Origin of the sequence: uncultured Brachyspira sp. (assembly GCF_949287625.1) — a bacterium.
In the GTDB taxonomy this organism is placed as follows: domain Bacteria; phylum Spirochaetota; class Brachyspiria; order Brachyspirales; family Brachyspiraceae; genus Brachyspira.
In genome coordinates this window covers 1-16,682 of record NZ_CASEGO010000119.1, presented here as the reverse complement: position 1 = coordinate 16,682, position 16,682 = coordinate 1, and the positions used below count along the sequence as shown (strand labels likewise).

Sequence of the window (16,682 nt, the reverse complement as noted above, 5' to 3'; positions counted from 1 at the left end):
GTGCCAACAAAAGAACTGGGGTGTGGGGCAAAGCCCCGCAAATATCAAAATTTAAAAAATTTATTTTTTGACAAACTGTATTTGTTTAGGTATATATATTTTTTTACGCTAATTAATTTTTAATTATCATCTATTTTTCCTATATGTATTTTATTTGAATCATCAATATCTTCTTCTGAAATGTATTCTGCTGATATATCTATAATATTACTTTCTTCATTATCTTCAATTTCTTCTGCATCATTATCACTATCTATTCTTTTTCCATCTATTTTGTTATTCAATGCCTCTAAAACATTTTCAAATACTTCATCAAAATCATCAATTGCATTCATTATAATTTCAAAAATATCCATAAAATATACTCCTTAAATATTTATTCAATATTATTATTATAATATATGAATGCGTCAGAAATTGTCATAATCTTTATATATGTTTAATATTTTTTAATCTCTTTATATTCTTATATTGGTCAATATTTTCTATATTTTTTGAGTGTAGTAAGAAGTTATAATATTATATTTATATACTAAATTTAAGTATTGAATTCAAGCCATTTTATATTATAATAATACAAATTAGAATATAGAGGTTTTTTAATGGATAAAAACTATAAATTTAAATTAGATGAATTATTAAAAAACGGCAAAGTTAAATTAGTTGAAGTTATAAAATCAGATGATGGAAAACAGCAAGAAAAAGAAATAAATTTAGATGAACACACAGAAGATGGGTACAAATTTATAAAAACAATGTTTGAAGATTTAATAATAAGACATAAAATAAAAAAATAAATTTATATAAATTAAATATTTTTATTAAGGAATAAATATGAATAAAGAAGAAGCTAAACAAAGAATAAAACAATTAACAGAAACTATTAATTACCATAATAAACTTTATTATACAGATGACAACCCTGAAATAGAAGACTATGAATATGATAAACTTTTCAGAGAATTAGAAAATCTTGAAAGGGAGTTTCCAGAATTAAAAAAAGATGACAGCCCTACAAATAAAGTGGGAGGCACTATATTAGAAAAGTTTGAGAAGTTTGAACACCCTATTGCAATGTATTCGCTTTCTAATGTTATGAATGAAGAGGAGTTTTTAGACTTTGATAATAGAATGCAAAGAGAACTTGATGCTAGTAATATTAAATACACTGTAGAAAATAAATTTGACGGGCTTGCTTTAGAGCTTATTTACGAAAAAGGAAAACTCACAGTGGCAAGCACAAGAGGGGACGGACAAGTCGGGGAGAATGTTACTAATAATGTTAAGATGATGAGTAATGTTCCTAAAAGCATAAAAGAGAAAAATAAACTCATTGTAAGAGGAGAAGCATTAATAACAAAAAAAGATTTTGAAGCTTTAAATAAAGAGAGAGAGGAGCTTGAAGAGATACCTTTTGCCAATGCAAGAAATGCTGCATCAGGCGGATTAAGACAATTAGACAGTGCAGAAAGTAAAAAAAGAAGATTAAAATTCTTTGCATATCAAATAGCTAATTATAAAGATTTTGATTTAACTAATGAATATAAATCAATGGAGTTCTTATCCGATTTAGGATTTACAGTAGAAGGAGTTCATGCAAATATTGATGCTAAAAAAGTATTGGAAACTTACTACGATATACAGGAAAAAAGAAGCAAAATGGATTATGAGATTGACGGGCTTGTAATAAAAGTTGATGATGTGAAGTATCAGGAGAAATTGGGATTTTTATCACGTGCTCCAAGATTTGCAGTAGCTTTTAAATTCAAACCCGAAGAGAAAGAAACAGTTTTAAAAAATATAGAAGTTCAGGTCGGACGCACTGGGGCATTAACACCAGTTGCTAAATTAGAGCCTGTACAGGTTGGAGGCGTTACCGTTTCAAATGTTACACTTCATAATCCTAATGAAATAAAATCAAAAGACATAAGAATAGGAGATACTGTTGTAGTTATACGTTCCGGCGATGTTATACCAAAGATTACAAGAGTAGTATTAGAAAAACGCCCTAAAGACAGCAAGCCTTTTGAGTTTCCTAAAAAATGTCCAGTATGCGGAGGTGATACTGCTGTAACTGACGGCGATGTAATAGTAAGATGCATCAATGAAGAGTGTCCAAGTAAGATTAAAAGATATATAGAGTATTTCGTTTCAAAGCCTGCTATGAATATGGAGCGAATAGGTAAAGAATGGATTGCTGTATTTACAAAAAGCGGTCTTGTAAAAACTCCAGCAGATCTTTATAAAATAACAAGAGATGATTTATTTAAGTTTGAAAGAATGGGCGAAAAATTAGCAAGCTACATGCTTGAATCCATTGAAAACAGCAAAAACACTACATTAAAAAGATTTATATATGCTTTGGGTATTCGTCAGGTTGGTGAAACTACTGCGGACTTACTAGCTAAATATTTTACTTCAATAGACAATTTCAAAAAAGCTACTATTGAAGACTTACAAAATATTGAAGGCATAGGGGAAATAAGTGCTAAAAGTATTTATGATTTTCTTCATAATGAAAAGACATTAAAATTGATAGATGATTTACTTGCGGCAGGAGTTAATCCAGTATTTGAAAAAGTTGTAACAGTGGAATCTCCATTAACAGGAAAGAACGTTGTAATAACAGGCTCAATAGAAGGTTTTACAAGGACTTCAGCAAAAGAGGCTGCCGAGAGATTGGGAGCAACTGTTCAGTCTGCGGTATCAAAAAATACTGACATTTTAATAGTAGGTGAAAAAGCTGGAAGCAAACTTAAGAAAGCTCAGGATTTAGGTATAGATATAATGGAAGCTGATGAGTTTATAAAGATTGCTAATAGCTAAAATATTAAATAAAAATAATCAATTATAAATAAAGGCTGTAAATATTACAGTCTTTATTTTTTTGTTTTTTATAAAAATATATTATTTATTATTGATATTTAATATTTTTTATATATACTATAAAATAATGAATTAATAAAAAAGAGGTATAAAAAATTTTATGGAAGAAAATAAAAATGAAATTGCCAATATAAATTTTGAATTGGTAGAAAGTGAAGAAGAAAAGAAATATTTAATAGAAAACTTAGATAAATTTGAAATTGTTAGTTTTGAAAATTTAGATTTATCAAATATATCTGATTCTATAGTAAAAAGTGCTTATGAAATTTTTAAAAATGGTATTTTATTAAATCGAACTTCTGAATTATTAAAATGCTCTGCACCTTTAAATGAACTTATGAGATATAAAGATGGAAGTTATGGTGGTGCTATTATTAATCAAACAAGCAAACGAATAGAAGCTCAGGCTCATTTTACTCCTATAGCTGGAAGTGCAGCTGCTTTTGTTGGAGTAACTATGGCATTGCAGGTGGCTTCTATTGCCTTAGGGCAGTATTTTATGTTTCAGATAAATGAAAAATTAACTGTAATATTAAAATATATTAAAGAGATATCAGCAAAACTTGAATATAAAGAAATAGCTAGTTTTAAAACTGTTGTAAGCGAATTATCAGAGTTGAAAGATAAAAAAAATATTACAGAACAGGATATTAATAATTTAATTGATTTGAGAAAAAGAGCTAAAGATGTACTTTTCTATTATGAACAAAAGATTATGAATAAAAATGAAGATTCTATAACTTTTGAAAATAAGCAGAAATTTATGAAGAGGGTAGAAAAATTAATAGAAAATATAGGAGAGTTTGATTTAGATTATTATATGTATAAAGCTGTTTCTGAAGTTTTAATATATATAGATATCTTTTTATATAACTCATACATAAAAACTTCAAATTTTAAAGATGCTGAATTAGTTTTAGAAAAAATGAAAAATTATGATAATTTATTTGAAGATAAGATAAAAGAAAAAATTAAAAATTTATTAAATAAAATGATAGATCAGTTTAATTATATATATGATCACAGAGATCATTTAAAAGAAAAATTTTCTATGGCTGCTGTATTTTTATTAACTCCATTAGCCCCTATTGCAATTAATGCTATTAAAACAGATGAAGATGCTATAAATTTTTTGAATGATGAGATAAAAAAGTATGATAATATAAGATATGAAATGCATCATCCAAATAATGAAGCTGTAAATTTAGTAAAAAATATAACCAATGAAGTAAATAAAGATAGGCTTGTATATCATTTTAATTATGATGATAAAGAATATGCATTTATTGAAGAATAAAAAATATTAATTAATTATTAAAAATAAAGGTTGTAAATATTACAGCTTTTATTTTTTGCTTTTCTATAAAAATATATTATTTATTATTGATATTTATATGTTTTATATTATAATATATATTAGTAAAATAACACAAAATATATAATATTCAAAAAATAACTAGGAGGTATTTGTATGATTATCAATCCTTTAAGATCACCTATTGAACTATCCATATTTAAGTTAAATGTGAAAAGAAAATTAATCAGAGATAAAATATTCTTAAAAAAACTATATTCAAAAATTAATAAAATGACAGACAAGCAAAAACAGAATAAACTCTTCAAATATCAAAAAAACAAATATAAAATAGATGAATGCATTGCTGAAGTAAAAAAAGAGATTGAAAGAAGAGAAGAACAGTTAAAACTATTAAATGCAGTACAGTTCGTAACTTGGCTTTAAATTTATTATATTATTTTAATATCATCATTAAATTACATTTACAATATTTTTAAACGCACGGTTCACTTATTCTTATATAATAAAATTATAATTATAAATTAAGCCGTATTTTAAAAATTAGCTATACGTGCGTTGAGGAAAGTATAAAATTTAAATAATGCTTTGGGCGGGTGCATTTGAAAAAATATAGACCTATAGATTTAATTGAAACCCATTAAAAAAATAAATCTTTTAAATCTAAAAGGGCGGGGATGTAAATAAAAACAAAAAAAGAGAAGCATTAATTAAATAATGCTTCTCCCCAAATATGAAAAAACAATTATTAAAATTATACCTTATTTTCCGAAAACTGCCTCATAATCTTTTTTGAATTTTTCTATACCTTGATCAGTCAATGGGTGTTTAGTCATCTGAACTATTACACTGTATGGTACAGTGGCAATATCTGCACCAGCCAATGCACATTCAGTAACATGTATAGGGTGGCGTACACTTGCTGAAATAATTTCTGTTTCTATTGCATGAGTTGCAAAGATATCAGAAATAGTTCTTATAAGTTCAAGTCCGTCTATTGAGATATCATCAAGTCTTCCTATGAAAGGTGAAACATAAGCGGCACCTGCTCTTGCTGCTAAAAGTGCCTGATTAGCCGAAAATATTAAAGTAACATTTGTTTTAATTCCTTCTTTAGAAAGTACTTTAACTGCTTTTAATCCTTCTGCTGTCATAGGAATTTTTACCACCATGTTTTTATGTATTTTAGCAATCTCTCTGGCTTCTTCTATCATATCTTCAGCTTTTTCTGTAGTAGCTTTAACTTCTCCAGATATAGGTCCGTCTACAATAGTAGTAATTTCTTCTATAGTTTTTTTAAAATCTCTGCCCTCTTTAGCTATTAGAGATGGGTTTGTAGTAACTCCGCAAATAACCCCCATATCATTAGCTTTTCTAATTTCATCAACATTAGCTGTATCTATAAAAAACTTCATTAAAAAAATCTCCTTAAAATAAATAGTAAGCGTATTATAAATCTTACTAAACATTTTATCAATATATTTTTTATTTTAGATATACTAAAAATTTTAAAATTTATTGTTTGTGTCAGTATAATCAATTATTATTATATTCTTTTATCAAGTCATAATAATACTTCTTCCCCTGAAAAATATCCTGAGACAATATTCGCTGAGCATTTTCGTATTTAAATATTTTAGATGTCTCGTCTATATTATTTTCTAATAATAAAGTATCATTTGTAATTCTGTAGTATTTATGGTATGTGCTTATAAAACCGTCAATTTCTTCTTTATAAAGTAAAGATATAATGCTGTTTTTATAATTAGTAACTCCAGCATTTAAAGCTATAAACATAGGTATATTCTCCGGTACAAAATTATTTGGTGCTTTATACGCTCCATTAGTACCGTCCCAAATGAGTATTGGAGTAGGTGCATTATCATTTAAAAAGCTCATTTTTATATCATTATCTATAGAAGAGTTTTCAATTATCCCTCTAAGATATGGATATAAATGATCATGCTTAAAAATAATAAGGGCATTAGGATAATATTTAAGTATAGTATCTCTTATTTTAATAATCTCAATAGATGTAATTACTGAACTCTCTAATGTTTCAATAAAACTAGCTAAATCAGATTCTCTTATTTTATCCAACAATTTTTTATTATTATTTCTAATATTTAAATCATTAGAAAGCCTAAATCCTGAATGTCCAAATAATGTAAAACCATACAAAAAAGTTAAGTTAGTAAAATAATTTTCTCTTATATAGTTATCAATATTTGTAATACCAAGATTAAAAATAACATTTTTGAATCCTATAGCAGGTAAAAATGAATTCAAATTATATGTACTCTCGGCTTCTTCTAATGCTATAGAATCATAACCATTTTCCATCAATAATTTGGTTAATGTATATTCCAAAATAGAATTCTGAATTTTAGGATAAAGAGGTGATGAAGCTGTAAGACCGGCAAGTCTTGCATAAAAACTTCCGCTTCCAGAATTCGGCGGTATTTTCCTTGAATTATTAGCCCATTTTCTATATTCTTCAGGAAAAGGATCTTTTTCAAATAAATTAGTAAAATGCGAATAATCATAAAAAGATTCTAAAAATATTAAAAATATATTTCTTTTATTACTATTATTTGTAATAAGTAAATTAGAATAATCCCTATAACTTTCTTTTTCAACTAATATATTTAAAGCATTCCGTACTTCTTCTTTAGTATGTTTTCTAGTATTAATTCTATTATAATTAATTTTATAATTGATAGTATCTATTATACCATTTCTATTGGCATTGTTATAGAAATTAGCTGCCCAAATAATTATTTCTCTATCCCTGAAAAAAATTAAATATGATAATATAGATATATAAAATATTAAGGCAAATGCCGTACTTCTTTTCTCAATAATTAAATTATATATAAATAATGTTAATAATAAAAGCAGTATAGAAAAATATATAACTGTAACAAAAACTACAATTATTTTTATATTCATTGATAATACTTTAATCAAAGAAACATATAAAATAGGAATATCTGTAAATAGGAGTATAGTATTTTGAGCAGTTAAACTGATTGGTTCTATTACAAAGAAAGAAAAGTCTTGAAATATCATAAATATTAAAGTTAATAAAATATTCTGTTTAAGCAAATTAAAAGCTATCATTATAAATATATAACCTAAAGCAAAATCAGCAAAATTAAACTTAAACTTCAAAATAGAAAATTGAGGTAAAATAAGATACAATAGAGAAAAATAAATTAGTGAATTCAATATAAAAAATAAAATATAACTCTTATAATAAATGCCTATATTCTTTATTATATAAAAATAAATTGCTGGGAATATAAAAATAAATAATAATACAAATATAATAACATCATTCTTGATTTTCAATTTATAATAAATACTCATTCTATAATTATTATCTAATTCTTTTTTACTTAAAAGATTACCAAAAGGGCTCCCATTACCATCAAAATTGATTCTTATAATATATTCAGGCTTTTCTTTTACTATAGGATAAACACCGTATATATCTCCATGCCTAAATATTTTGCTATAATATGATATTCTAAATCCATAATTATTTTCAATATTTTGTTTAAACTCTGATAAATACCCTTTTCTTTCTATATTACCCAAAATATATAAAATTATAAAAGATAAAACTAAGACTAATATTACAATTAAATATACTAAAAAAAATTTCTTGTTTTGTAATACACTACTTTTAAACTTACCAAATAGAGCTGTCATTTATAACTCCAAGTTTAAAAGTGAATAATAAATTTTTATAGAAAATAAAATTTGAAAAAAAATTGCAATAGGTACAGAAAGGTTTAAGAATGTAAAACTTTTATGCTTGATGCTTGATGCTTGATGCTTGATGCTTGATGCTTGATGCTTGATGCTTGATGCTTGATGCTTGATGCTTGATGATGCTTGATGCTTGATGCTTGATGCTTGATGCTTGATGCTTGATGCTTGATGCTTGATGCTTGATGCTTGATGCTTGATGCTTGATGCTTGATGCTTCATAAATAAAATCCTATACGGGATATATAATAACATAGATAAAAAATAAGTCAAATTATTTATTAGAGATATTTATCAAATCATAATAATATTTCCTGCCCTGAAAAATATCCTGAGACAATATTCTTTGAGCGTTTTCGTATTTAAATATTGTTAGGTTAGATACTTCGCTTTTATCTATAGGCATGTTATTAGCAGTATAATAAAATCTATTATAAGTGCTTATTGTATTTTCAATTTCTTCTTTATATAAAAGTGATATTATGCTATTTGTATAGTCTATATTTAAGTTTGCTGCTATAAATAACGGGATATTTTCCGGCGTAAAATTTTTATCTGCTTTATACGCTCCATTAGTACCGTCCCATATTAGTATAGGAGAAGGTTTGTAATCATTTAAAAAATTAGTTTTTATTTTCTCATCGATACTTGAACGCTGTATTATAGCTTTTAAATAAGGATAGAGATGATCATGTTTAAATATTATAATGGCATTTGGGGAATGTTTTAAAATAGTATCTCTTATCTTTATTATTTCAATGGCTGTCATAGCAGAATTATCAAGTGTTTCCATTATATGAAGTTTATCATTACCTTCAAAATAGTTAAGAAAATTTTTATTACTTTCTGCTATATTTAAATTATTATCCAAATGAGAATCAGTATGACCCAATATAGTAAAACCAGCTGCAAATACAGGAGTTTTTAAATTTTGTATGTTTGTAACTAAATATGTATTAATATTAGTAGTTCCTAGTCCGAATACTTGAGAAGAAAAACCTATAGACGGATAAAAAGTTTTCAAGTTATAAGTATTTAACGCTTCTTCTAAAGCTATGGTATTATATCCATTTTTTGAAAGCAAATCTGGAAGAGTATTCTCTATTTTTTCTGACTGAGTTTTCGGATAAAGCGGAGACGAAGCAGTAAGTCCTGCAAGCCTAGCATAAAAACTTCCGTTATTAACATTAGGGGCTATTTTTGTAGAATTGTTTGCCCAGTTCCTATACTCTTTTGTAAAAGGATCTTTTTCAAATAAATCTTTAAAATGTGAGTAGTCATAAAATGATTCCAAAAATATTAAATAGACATCTCTTTTCAAACTCTGTTTTAAGTTTTCTATTTTTTCTAAATCATTAGTAATTGAAATTTCTATATAGCTGTATACATCGGAATAATTATTTTTTAATTTTTCAATATAATCATAATCGATTCTTTCATTATTATAAATAAAACTATCATTAGAAGCATTTATCAATATAGAATGCATATCATCTTCTAGTCTTTTTATATTATCAAAAATATTTTTTGTAGATTTCAAATAAAGTTTTGATACATCTCTTTTTAATTCATACTCTTTAAGTAAATTAATAGAATCTGATACAAGTTCTTTACTTGGTTTTATGTTATTTAATCTGTCATAATTAATTCTGTAATTGATTGTGTTTATTATTCCTTTTCTGTTTGCATTTCTTACAAAGTCTATGCTCCATATATCTATATTTCTTTGTATGAAAAATAAATAGAATGAAATAAATATTATAGAAGCTGTCATAATTAATGAAGCTGCTTTGCTTTTTATAAACATTTTATATAAATTAAAAATAAATAATAATATAAACATTATTACAGAAGAAAAATATATTATACTTACAGCAACAGTAATAATTTTTAAATAAATTGGAAGAACTGTAATAAGCGAAGCATAAAGATTAGCAATATCTGAAAAAAGTATCACCATACTCAGTACTGTTAAACTTATAGCCTCTATTACAAAAAATGAAAATATTGATATAACACAAAATAAAAAAGTGAGTATTATTCTAATATTTTTTATACGGCTTAAATTAAAAGGGTAATATGCAAGTAAATTATAAGCAAGCATTACAAATAAGTATGTATATAAAAAATCGTATACATTAAAATTAAGCCTCATCATTGAAAATAATGGCATTATGAAATTTGAAGTTATTAAATACAAAAATGAATTTAATATAAAAAACAATATATATATTTTATAATGATTATAAATATTAGGTATTATATAAAAATAGAATATTGGAAAAAGTATTATAATAAATATCAAAAACAGAAATACATCTCTTTTTATTTTTACTTTATATTTAATGTTTTCTATTTTATCATTTTCTTTTAATTGAATATTATCATTATCAAGAACTAAATTACCATAATAACTTCCGCTCCATATAATATTAGCAACATTATCAGGCATTTCATTTGTATTTGGAGATACTCTATATATTTGATTATTTTTAAAAACTTTACTTTCAAATTTTAGCGTAAAATAATATTTATTTTCAATTATATGATTAAAATTTGACAGATATCCTTTTCTTTCAATATTTCCAAGTAAAGAAAAAATAATTATAAAAATAACTATAGATGATATAAATATTATGTATGATAATAGAAATATTTTTTTATTCTGCTTCATAATTAAGATTATTCATTTTTTATATTTTATTATAACAGTATTTAGGATTTAAAGTTAAATATTATAAATTTAAAAACCGCTTGGGTGGGTGCCTAAATAACAGTTAAAGTAAATAAAGAAAAACAAACTATGAATAACATATAATATTTTAAAATTTAGAGGGTGGGGATTAGAATATATTTTAAAACTTTATTTTAATCCCCCCCTTTTAGATTTAAAAGCTTTATTTTTCATATTTGCTTTAATTAAATATATAAAGTCTATATTTCTTCAAGTACACCCGCCCAAAGAGTGATTTAAATTTAAAGCTTTATTAAACGCACGCAGAGCGGATTTTAAAAATACAGATTAATTAATAATTATAACTTCATTATATATAAAAATTAAGTTTAACGTGCGTTGTATAATATCATAAATTAAAAAAACAGTTTATAAACAGTATAATTTTTTTATTTATTGGAAGTTAAATAATCATAAAACCTTTTAGGCAGATAAACATTATCATACCCTAAAGCCGCTCTGAAAAGCTCTGCCATTTCTTCTACTTTGAATCCTGCTATACCGCATCCTATTTCCGTTACAAGAAATTTTTTATCTTTATGCTTTAAAGTAAAATCTAAAAACTTATCAACATATTTTTTTATTTCTGATACTTTCATTTTACCGCTTTTAGTATAATCAACCGTAGGTATAGCAAATGTTTTACCCTGAAGTCCGAATGCCTGACCATAGACTGCCCCAAAGTTCATAGCAAATCTTGCAGCACCGCCTCCATGTGCCCCCTGAGTATTGCTTCCAAAAACAAAAACTTCATTATCTTCTAATTTAGTTATATTATCTGATGATATTCTTTCCATAAAAAGTTCTCCTTTATAATAATTTGATTATAGAAAAACTGCCAAACAGTATATGATAATCATCATAACAAATACTGTGATAGTTGTAGATAGTATAATATTTCTGATTATTACATTAATAATAGGATTTTCTGAGAAGTCAGCTTTTTTTAATCCGTAATAAAGCGTTATAGCAAGCAGTATTATATCGTCTAATTTTCCTATAGGTATCCTATCTGGAATCAAATCTATAGGAGATAAGGTATAAATAACAGCAAGTAAAAAAGGCAGCCAATATATTAATTTGCTTTTTCTATTATTTTTTTTATATGTGCTGTATTTTCTATATATACCATCTTTTCCGAGTATCTCCACATCTTCATCTGGTATCTCTACATAGTCTTTGTTTTTGTTATCTGTTTTTTTCATTATCAATAGTCCTAAGTAATGAAACTATTTTACTATAAAAACAGCATAATGCAATAATCAGAAATTATATTAAATCAAATAATAAGGCAAACAAAAACAGCAATATTAAAAGCATAGCAAAAAGAGTAGGAAATTTCATTAGATATTTAATACTTACATAATACATGATTTACAAATATTTAAAAGTAAAAAATATACCCTACAGGGCTTTAATATAAAAAACTTGAAAAAAAATTTTTTTATAATATACTAATAAAAAATATGCTATTAGGATATATTCTTTATGAAATATTTATTAATTTTTTTACTTTCTATAATTATATTTTCTTGTAATACCAAAGAATCAAACAATAATAATACAGATAAAGCAGCTATAAATTTAAATGATAGTATAGATAATAATATAAATAAAACAAAAGAATTAAAAACTACAGATAATAATGAAGAAAATAATTCATCAATAAATACAAATGAAACAGAAGAATCAGCATATTATTTATACACAGATAAAGAAATTATATCTTTTATAGAATCAGGAGATTTAGAAGAAATAAAAAAATTAATTGAATCAAAAAGTTTAGATGTTAATTATAACTTAGAGATAGATGAATATTCTAAGTCAACCCCTTTAATAAAAGCTATAGAATATAAGCAAACTGATATTATAAATTATTTATTAGAAAACAATGCAGATGTTAATTTAACTTTAGGATATTCTACTCCTTTAACAGAAGCTATGTATGATGAAGAACTTGTTCGTAAACTTATAGATTTAGGAGCTGATGTAAATTTAACTACTGAGTCAGGATTTACTCCGCTTATGGCAAGTGCAGGTCGGCATAATATTGCTATAGCGGAGCTTTTAATTGAAAAAGGTGCGGACATTGAAGCTAAAGATGATGACGGTATTAATGCTTTAGTTTATGCCTCAACTTATAATAATGAAGAGATGGTAAAATTTTTACTTAAGAAAGGTGCCGATGCAAATACAGTATGCGAAATAGAAAATGAACATATTGATATATCGCCTACTCCTTTAATGAATGCTGCTTATAGAGGGAATACTAATATAATAAATATGTTATTAGAAAATGGTGCTGATATTAATTATACCACTGATTATGGAATGACTGCTTTGATGATGGCAGCTAGTTTTAATCAGTTTGAAGCTGCAAAAGTACTTTTAGAAAATAATGCAGATACTTCTGTAACTGATGAATATGGCAGGACTGCACTTGATTTGGCAAAATTAGAAGAGCATAATGATATAGTTGAGCTTCTAGAACAATATTAAAAATATAATTAATATTTTATAAATAAAACATTAAATATTAGACTTGTTTCCAAAACTAATTTTATTTATTATACCTCACCCGCACTTTTTGCCGTTACTCGGCGGCAGTGAAAGACTGTTATTTATATATAAAAACAGTAATTTATTCAACATATAAAACATTATATTATAATTTATAAATGACGCAATTTTCATATACAATATTATCAAGTACTTTTGAAACAATTATATTGTTTTACATACTGGAATAATTTTATTATGTCAATTTTTTTGTAAATGTAAATTTTTTAATTAAAAAAATTCATTTTGACAAACTATATTTGTTTAGGTATAGACTAAAATTTATTTATTTTTATCTAAAAATTTGAATTATAAAATTACAGAATTATACGATAAATCTATAAAACTAATGGATAAATAATATGATAAATGAAAAATTAAGAAAAGATATATTAAACAGATTTAAAAATAAAAAAATAGCAATACTTCATGGCGGACAAAATGAAGAGAGAGAAGTTTCTTTAAGAAGCGGTAAGAATGTTTATAAAGCTTTAACGAGTTTTGAAGAGCTTAAAGATAACTGCATACTTATAGATGTTCAGGATAGTTATGATTTGGTAAAAACTCTTAAAGAAAATAATATAGAATACTGCTATAATATACTTCATGGTACTTCTGGAGAGGACGGAACTATACAGGGACTTTTAGAAAGCCTTAATATAAAATATACAGGCGAAAATATTTTGGTTAGTGCTGTTTGTATGAATAAAGTTTATACAAAAAGAATATGGAAATCTTCAAATGTATCTACTGCAGATTTTGTACTTCTTAAAGATGTAAAAGATGTTAATAACAATTCTGCTGGCGGATTAAACTTTCCTATTATAATAAAACCTATATCAAGCGGTTCTAGTGTAGGAGTATCTTTAATAAAAACTAAAGAAGAGTTTGATAATACTATAAAAAAAATAGAAGATATTAATAATTATTTTTTAGAGCCTTATATAAAGGGTAAAGAAATAACTGTAGGTTTGGTAAAAGAAGAAGATGATATTTATGTGTTTCCTATACTTGGTATTAATTCAAAAAATGAAATATACGATTATGATGCTAAATACACACCAGGTAAAACAGAATTAGAAGTTCCTGCCAAAATTTCAAAAGAGATTGAAAATAAAGTTATAGAAACATGCAAGAGAGCATATACAGTTTTAGGCTGCGGCGGTCTTTCAAGAATAGATGCTATTATTGCTAATGATGAAGTTTATTTGATGGAAGTTAATACTCAAAGCGGTATGACTGATACTTCTGATATACCTGCTATGGCAAAAAGCTCTGGTATTGAATTTGCGGATATTGCTTTATATATTTTAGGACTTCTTAAATAAAGATAAATTATGGGACGGTTAGCTTATAAAATTATTTATCTCTTTTAAGATATTTTTCTTTAGAGCTTCTCTTTTACTTTTTATATTTTTCAAAATGTCTGAAGCTAATTTTGCATCTTTTAGAGATTTTCTTATCTGCCAGAATCCGCTGTCCCATAAACTTATTTTAAACTTATCAGTGTTTATTTTATCTATATTAGAATAAAAATATTTATAAAGCTCTTTAGAAGCATTGATAAGTTCAAATGCCTCATCTGAAATGTATTTTTTATTTTCTTTAAGATAAATAAAAGCAAACCTTTTTTCATTATTGTATTCAAAAATACTGCAATTAGAATATACTTCTTTATAATCAAAAGGATAAAAATGATTAATTATTCTGTAACAATTATCTTTATAAATAATATTGTCCATAGCAGAGCTTTGATTTGAAGTAGAAAATAAAGTCCAAACTACGCAGTCAAGTATAAAAGTTTTTTGTAGTTCTTTTTTAGGTATAGAGAACTGATCGCTTCCATTAAGCCAGTCAACTTTTGTACATCTTCTTACTGCATGTATAATCATAGCCTTTTCAAAATTTTCTTCTGTAATTGAGAGAGAACCTGCCGAAGCCTGAGGAGCAGAAAATACAGCAGTAAGATTTTGTTTCTGCAAATCACTTCCGCAGCTCATAAGTGATCCTATAAATCCATCGCATACTTTATCTCTTATATCTTTACCTTCACTTTTTACTTTTATAGCTGATGATAAAGGTACAAAAGTCTTTGAAGTTCTTACTCTATTTATCCATTTATTAAGAAGTTGGCTGCTGTCTACTACACTATAATTTTTTTTATACAAAAAATTGCTGTCATCATCTAATACATCTAATATTATATTTTGTGTTTTTATATTTTCTTTGTTATCTATTTTCCATATTATAAAACTTACTGGAAAAGGAGTTGTTTTTGATGTGTTGTCAAAATTTGAAGATGAAAATATAAAGCCTTTTTTAAACTTATAACTGCATACTTTATCTCTAAACTTTTCATTGTTATTGTATTTTATATAATTAGTCTTTGAAAATAAAGCAAGACAAACATTATCATTATTTTCAAATTCTTTATGTATTCTAAACAAAAACTGTGCATAAAGTTCTCTTGAGGCATCTCCCAATTTTTCTTTATGCATAATATTTCTTATTTTACTTATGCTTACACTTTTTTTGCTTTTAGAATTAGCTCCTGCAACTTGACTTGTAGCATAAGGCGGATTTATAAGTATAAGCCATTTTATATTTTTATTATTTAAATCATTCTGAAGTTTTTGAGGAAGTTTTTGATAATTAAAAGAATTGTCTTCTATATCATCATTTAAATAATCATACTGAAATAAACATGAATCTTTAAAATTATCTTTGCAGAATACTATATCATCATTATCTATTGTAGACATATATAAATATTTATGACATTCTTTATCAAGATAATATTCTAAATTACCTCTTCCGCATGCCATATCCCATATTCTGTATTTACCGCTTTTAAGTTCTTTTTCATCTATTACATCATAAATGTAATGTATAGCTTTATCAGCAAAATTAAGCGGCGTATAAAATTCACCAAGATATCTTTGTTTAGAGTTATGTTCATTCATAGTCTTAATTTAATTATGTAATTTTTATTTATTTTACAGCTAATAATTTTTTATTGCAATTTGAAGTATTGTATTTTCTGACAAATTAATCAAAATATATAAATGAAAAAGTGTATTTAAAATATTTCTTAAAAATATTTTTTATTATAATTTTTGATTTTCTCTATATTTTTCATTTTTACTTTTATAATACAATTAAACGAACGTTAAATCGATTCTTATATACCTAAACAATTATAATTTGTCAAAAAATTATTTTTTTTAATTTTAAATATTTGCAGGGCTTTACCCACCACTCTGTGTGCTACGCAGCACCCCACTTCTTTTGTGACGCTATCCGCCTTCGGTGTGCCACAAAGAAGCAAAAAGGCTATATTTCAGTCTAAATTTAATAATTTATCCTACATATAAAACATAATTAGTACGATTTAATAATAATTTTAATACT

Annotated in this window: 14 protein-coding genes; 6 read left to right on the top strand and 8 right to left on the bottom strand. The window is 25.2% G+C overall.

All coding sequences use genetic code 11. The annotated features are described in order from the left end of the window. Positions 1-119: 119 nt before the first annotated feature. Positions 120-356: a hypothetical protein gene (locus Q1X91_RS13780; RefSeq protein ID WP_300758809.1), complete on the bottom strand. Its 237-nt coding sequence runs from the start codon at positions 354-356 to the stop codon at positions 120-122. Between the two features lie 246 nt (positions 357-602). Here Q1X91_RS13780 and Q1X91_RS13775 point away from each other — a divergent pair, with 246 nt between their 5' ends. From Q1X91_RS13775 to Q1X91_RS13760, 4 genes are all read left to right on the top strand, one after another. Further along, complete coding sequence (locus Q1X91_RS13775; protein ID WP_300758807.1) at positions 603-797, top strand: hypothetical protein; 195 nt, start codon at positions 603-605, stop codon at positions 795-797. Between the two features lie 37 nt (positions 798-834). Beyond that, positions 835-2,826, top strand: a complete 1,992-nt coding sequence (gene ligA / locus Q1X91_RS13770) for an NAD-dependent DNA ligase LigA (RefSeq protein WP_300758804.1) — start codon at positions 835-837, stop codon at positions 2,824-2,826. Between the two features lie 160 nt (positions 2,827-2,986). Then, positions 2,987-4,183 (top strand): hypothetical protein, encoded by a 1,197-nt coding sequence (locus Q1X91_RS13765; protein ID WP_300758802.1) that lies wholly within the window; start codon positions 2,987-2,989, stop codon positions 4,181-4,183. A 174-nt stretch (positions 4,184-4,357) separates the two neighbouring features. After that, positions 4,358-4,627, top strand: a complete 270-nt coding sequence (locus Q1X91_RS13760; RefSeq protein ID WP_300758799.1) for a hypothetical protein — start codon at positions 4,358-4,360, stop codon at positions 4,625-4,627. Between the two features lie 335 nt (positions 4,628-4,962). On the opposite strand, the gene fsa is transcribed toward Q1X91_RS13760, so the two are convergent. The 6 genes from fsa to Q1X91_RS13730 form a co-directional block, all read right to left on the bottom strand. Then, positions 4,963-5,616, bottom strand: a complete 654-nt coding sequence (gene fsa / locus Q1X91_RS13755; protein ID WP_300758796.1) for a fructose-6-phosphate aldolase — start codon at positions 5,614-5,616, stop codon at positions 4,963-4,965. Positions 5,617-5,737: 121 nt separating this feature from the next. After that, the gene (locus Q1X91_RS13750; protein WP_300758793.1) at positions 5,738-7,918 is read right to left on the bottom strand and encodes a hypothetical protein; all 2,181 of its coding nucleotides are present in this window, start codon (positions 7,916-7,918) and stop codon (positions 5,738-5,740) included. Beyond that, positions 7,919-8,200, bottom strand: coding sequence for a hypothetical protein (locus Q1X91_RS13745; RefSeq protein WP_300758790.1), 282 nt, complete (start codon positions 8,198-8,200; stop codon positions 7,919-7,921). A 52-nt stretch (positions 8,201-8,252) separates the two neighbouring features. Beyond that, positions 8,253-10,652: a hypothetical protein gene (locus Q1X91_RS13740; protein ID WP_300758788.1), complete on the bottom strand. Its 2,400-nt coding sequence runs from the start codon at positions 10,650-10,652 to the stop codon at positions 8,253-8,255. A 449-nt stretch (positions 10,653-11,101) separates the two neighbouring features. Further along, a complete protein-coding gene (locus Q1X91_RS13735; protein ID WP_300758785.1) occupies positions 11,102-11,509 on the bottom strand; it encodes a hypothetical protein in 408 nt (135 codons plus the stop codon). A 27-nt stretch (positions 11,510-11,536) separates the two neighbouring features. Then, positions 11,537-11,917, bottom strand: coding sequence for a YkvA family protein (locus Q1X91_RS13730; RefSeq protein WP_300758782.1), 381 nt, complete (start codon positions 11,915-11,917; stop codon positions 11,537-11,539). Between the two features lie 283 nt (positions 11,918-12,200). On the opposite strand from Q1X91_RS13730, the gene Q1X91_RS13725 reads away from it, so the two are divergent. Together Q1X91_RS13725 and Q1X91_RS13720 are read left to right on the top strand one after the other, a co-directional pair. Beyond that, on the top strand, positions 12,201-13,211 hold the full coding sequence (locus Q1X91_RS13725; protein WP_300758779.1) for an ankyrin repeat domain-containing protein: 1,011 nt from the start codon (positions 12,201-12,203) through the stop codon (positions 13,209-13,211). Between the two features lie 422 nt (positions 13,212-13,633). Then, a complete protein-coding gene (locus Q1X91_RS13720; RefSeq protein WP_300758776.1) occupies positions 13,634-14,599 on the top strand; it encodes a D-alanine--D-alanine ligase in 966 nt (321 codons plus the stop codon). An 18-nt stretch (positions 14,600-14,617) separates the two neighbouring features. On the opposite strand, the gene Q1X91_RS13715 is transcribed toward Q1X91_RS13720, so the two are convergent. Further along, entirely contained in the window at positions 14,618-16,234 is a 1,617-nt protein-coding gene (locus tag Q1X91_RS13715; RefSeq protein ID WP_300758773.1) for a hypothetical protein, read from the bottom strand. Positions 16,235-16,682: the final 448 nt, after the last annotated feature.

What these genes read in the sequence shown, in the direction of transcription:
- Q1X91_RS13730 (WP_300758782.1), bottom strand. Translation starts at nt 11,917, where the DNA reads ATGAAAAAAACAGATAACAAAAACAAAGACTATGTAGAGATACCAGAT.
- Q1X91_RS13760 (WP_300758799.1), top strand. Translation starts at nt 4,358, where the DNA reads ATGATTATCAATCCTTTAAGATCACCTATTGAACTATCCATATTTAAG.
- Q1X91_RS13725 (WP_300758779.1), top strand. Translation starts at nt 12,201, where the DNA reads ATGAAATATTTATTAATTTTTTTACTTTCTATAATTATATTTTCTTGT.
- Q1X91_RS13750 (WP_300758793.1), bottom strand. Translation starts at nt 7,918, where the DNA reads ATGACAGCTCTATTTGGTAAGTTTAAAAGTAGTGTATTACAAAACAAG.
- Q1X91_RS13765 (WP_300758802.1), top strand. Translation starts at nt 2,987, where the DNA reads ATGGAAGAAAATAAAAATGAAATTGCCAATATAAATTTTGAATTGGTA.
- Q1X91_RS13745 (WP_300758790.1), bottom strand. Translation starts at nt 8,200, where the DNA reads ATGAAGCATCAAGCATCAAGCATCAAGCATCAAGCATCAAGCATCAAG.
- Q1X91_RS13715 (WP_300758773.1), bottom strand. Translation starts at nt 16,234, where the DNA reads ATGAATGAACATAACTCTAAACAAAGATATCTTGGTGAATTTTATACG.
- Q1X91_RS13740 (WP_300758788.1), bottom strand. Translation starts at nt 10,652, where the DNA reads ATGAAGCAGAATAAAAAAATATTTCTATTATCATACATAATATTTATA.
- Q1X91_RS13735 (WP_300758785.1), bottom strand. Translation starts at nt 11,509, where the DNA reads ATGGAAAGAATATCATCAGATAATATAACTAAATTAGAAGATAATGAA.
- ligA (WP_300758804.1), top strand. Translation starts at nt 835, where the DNA reads ATGAATAAAGAAGAAGCTAAACAAAGAATAAAACAATTAACAGAAACT.
- fsa (WP_300758796.1), bottom strand. Translation starts at nt 5,616, where the DNA reads ATGAAGTTTTTTATAGATACAGCTAATGTTGATGAAATTAGAAAAGCT.
- Q1X91_RS13780 (WP_300758809.1), bottom strand. Translation starts at nt 356, where the DNA reads ATGGATATTTTTGAAATTATAATGAATGCAATTGATGATTTTGATGAA.
- Q1X91_RS13775 (WP_300758807.1), top strand. Translation starts at nt 603, where the DNA reads ATGGATAAAAACTATAAATTTAAATTAGATGAATTATTAAAAAACGGC.
- Q1X91_RS13720 (WP_300758776.1), top strand. Translation starts at nt 13,634, where the DNA reads ATGATAAATGAAAAATTAAGAAAAGATATATTAAACAGATTTAAAAAT.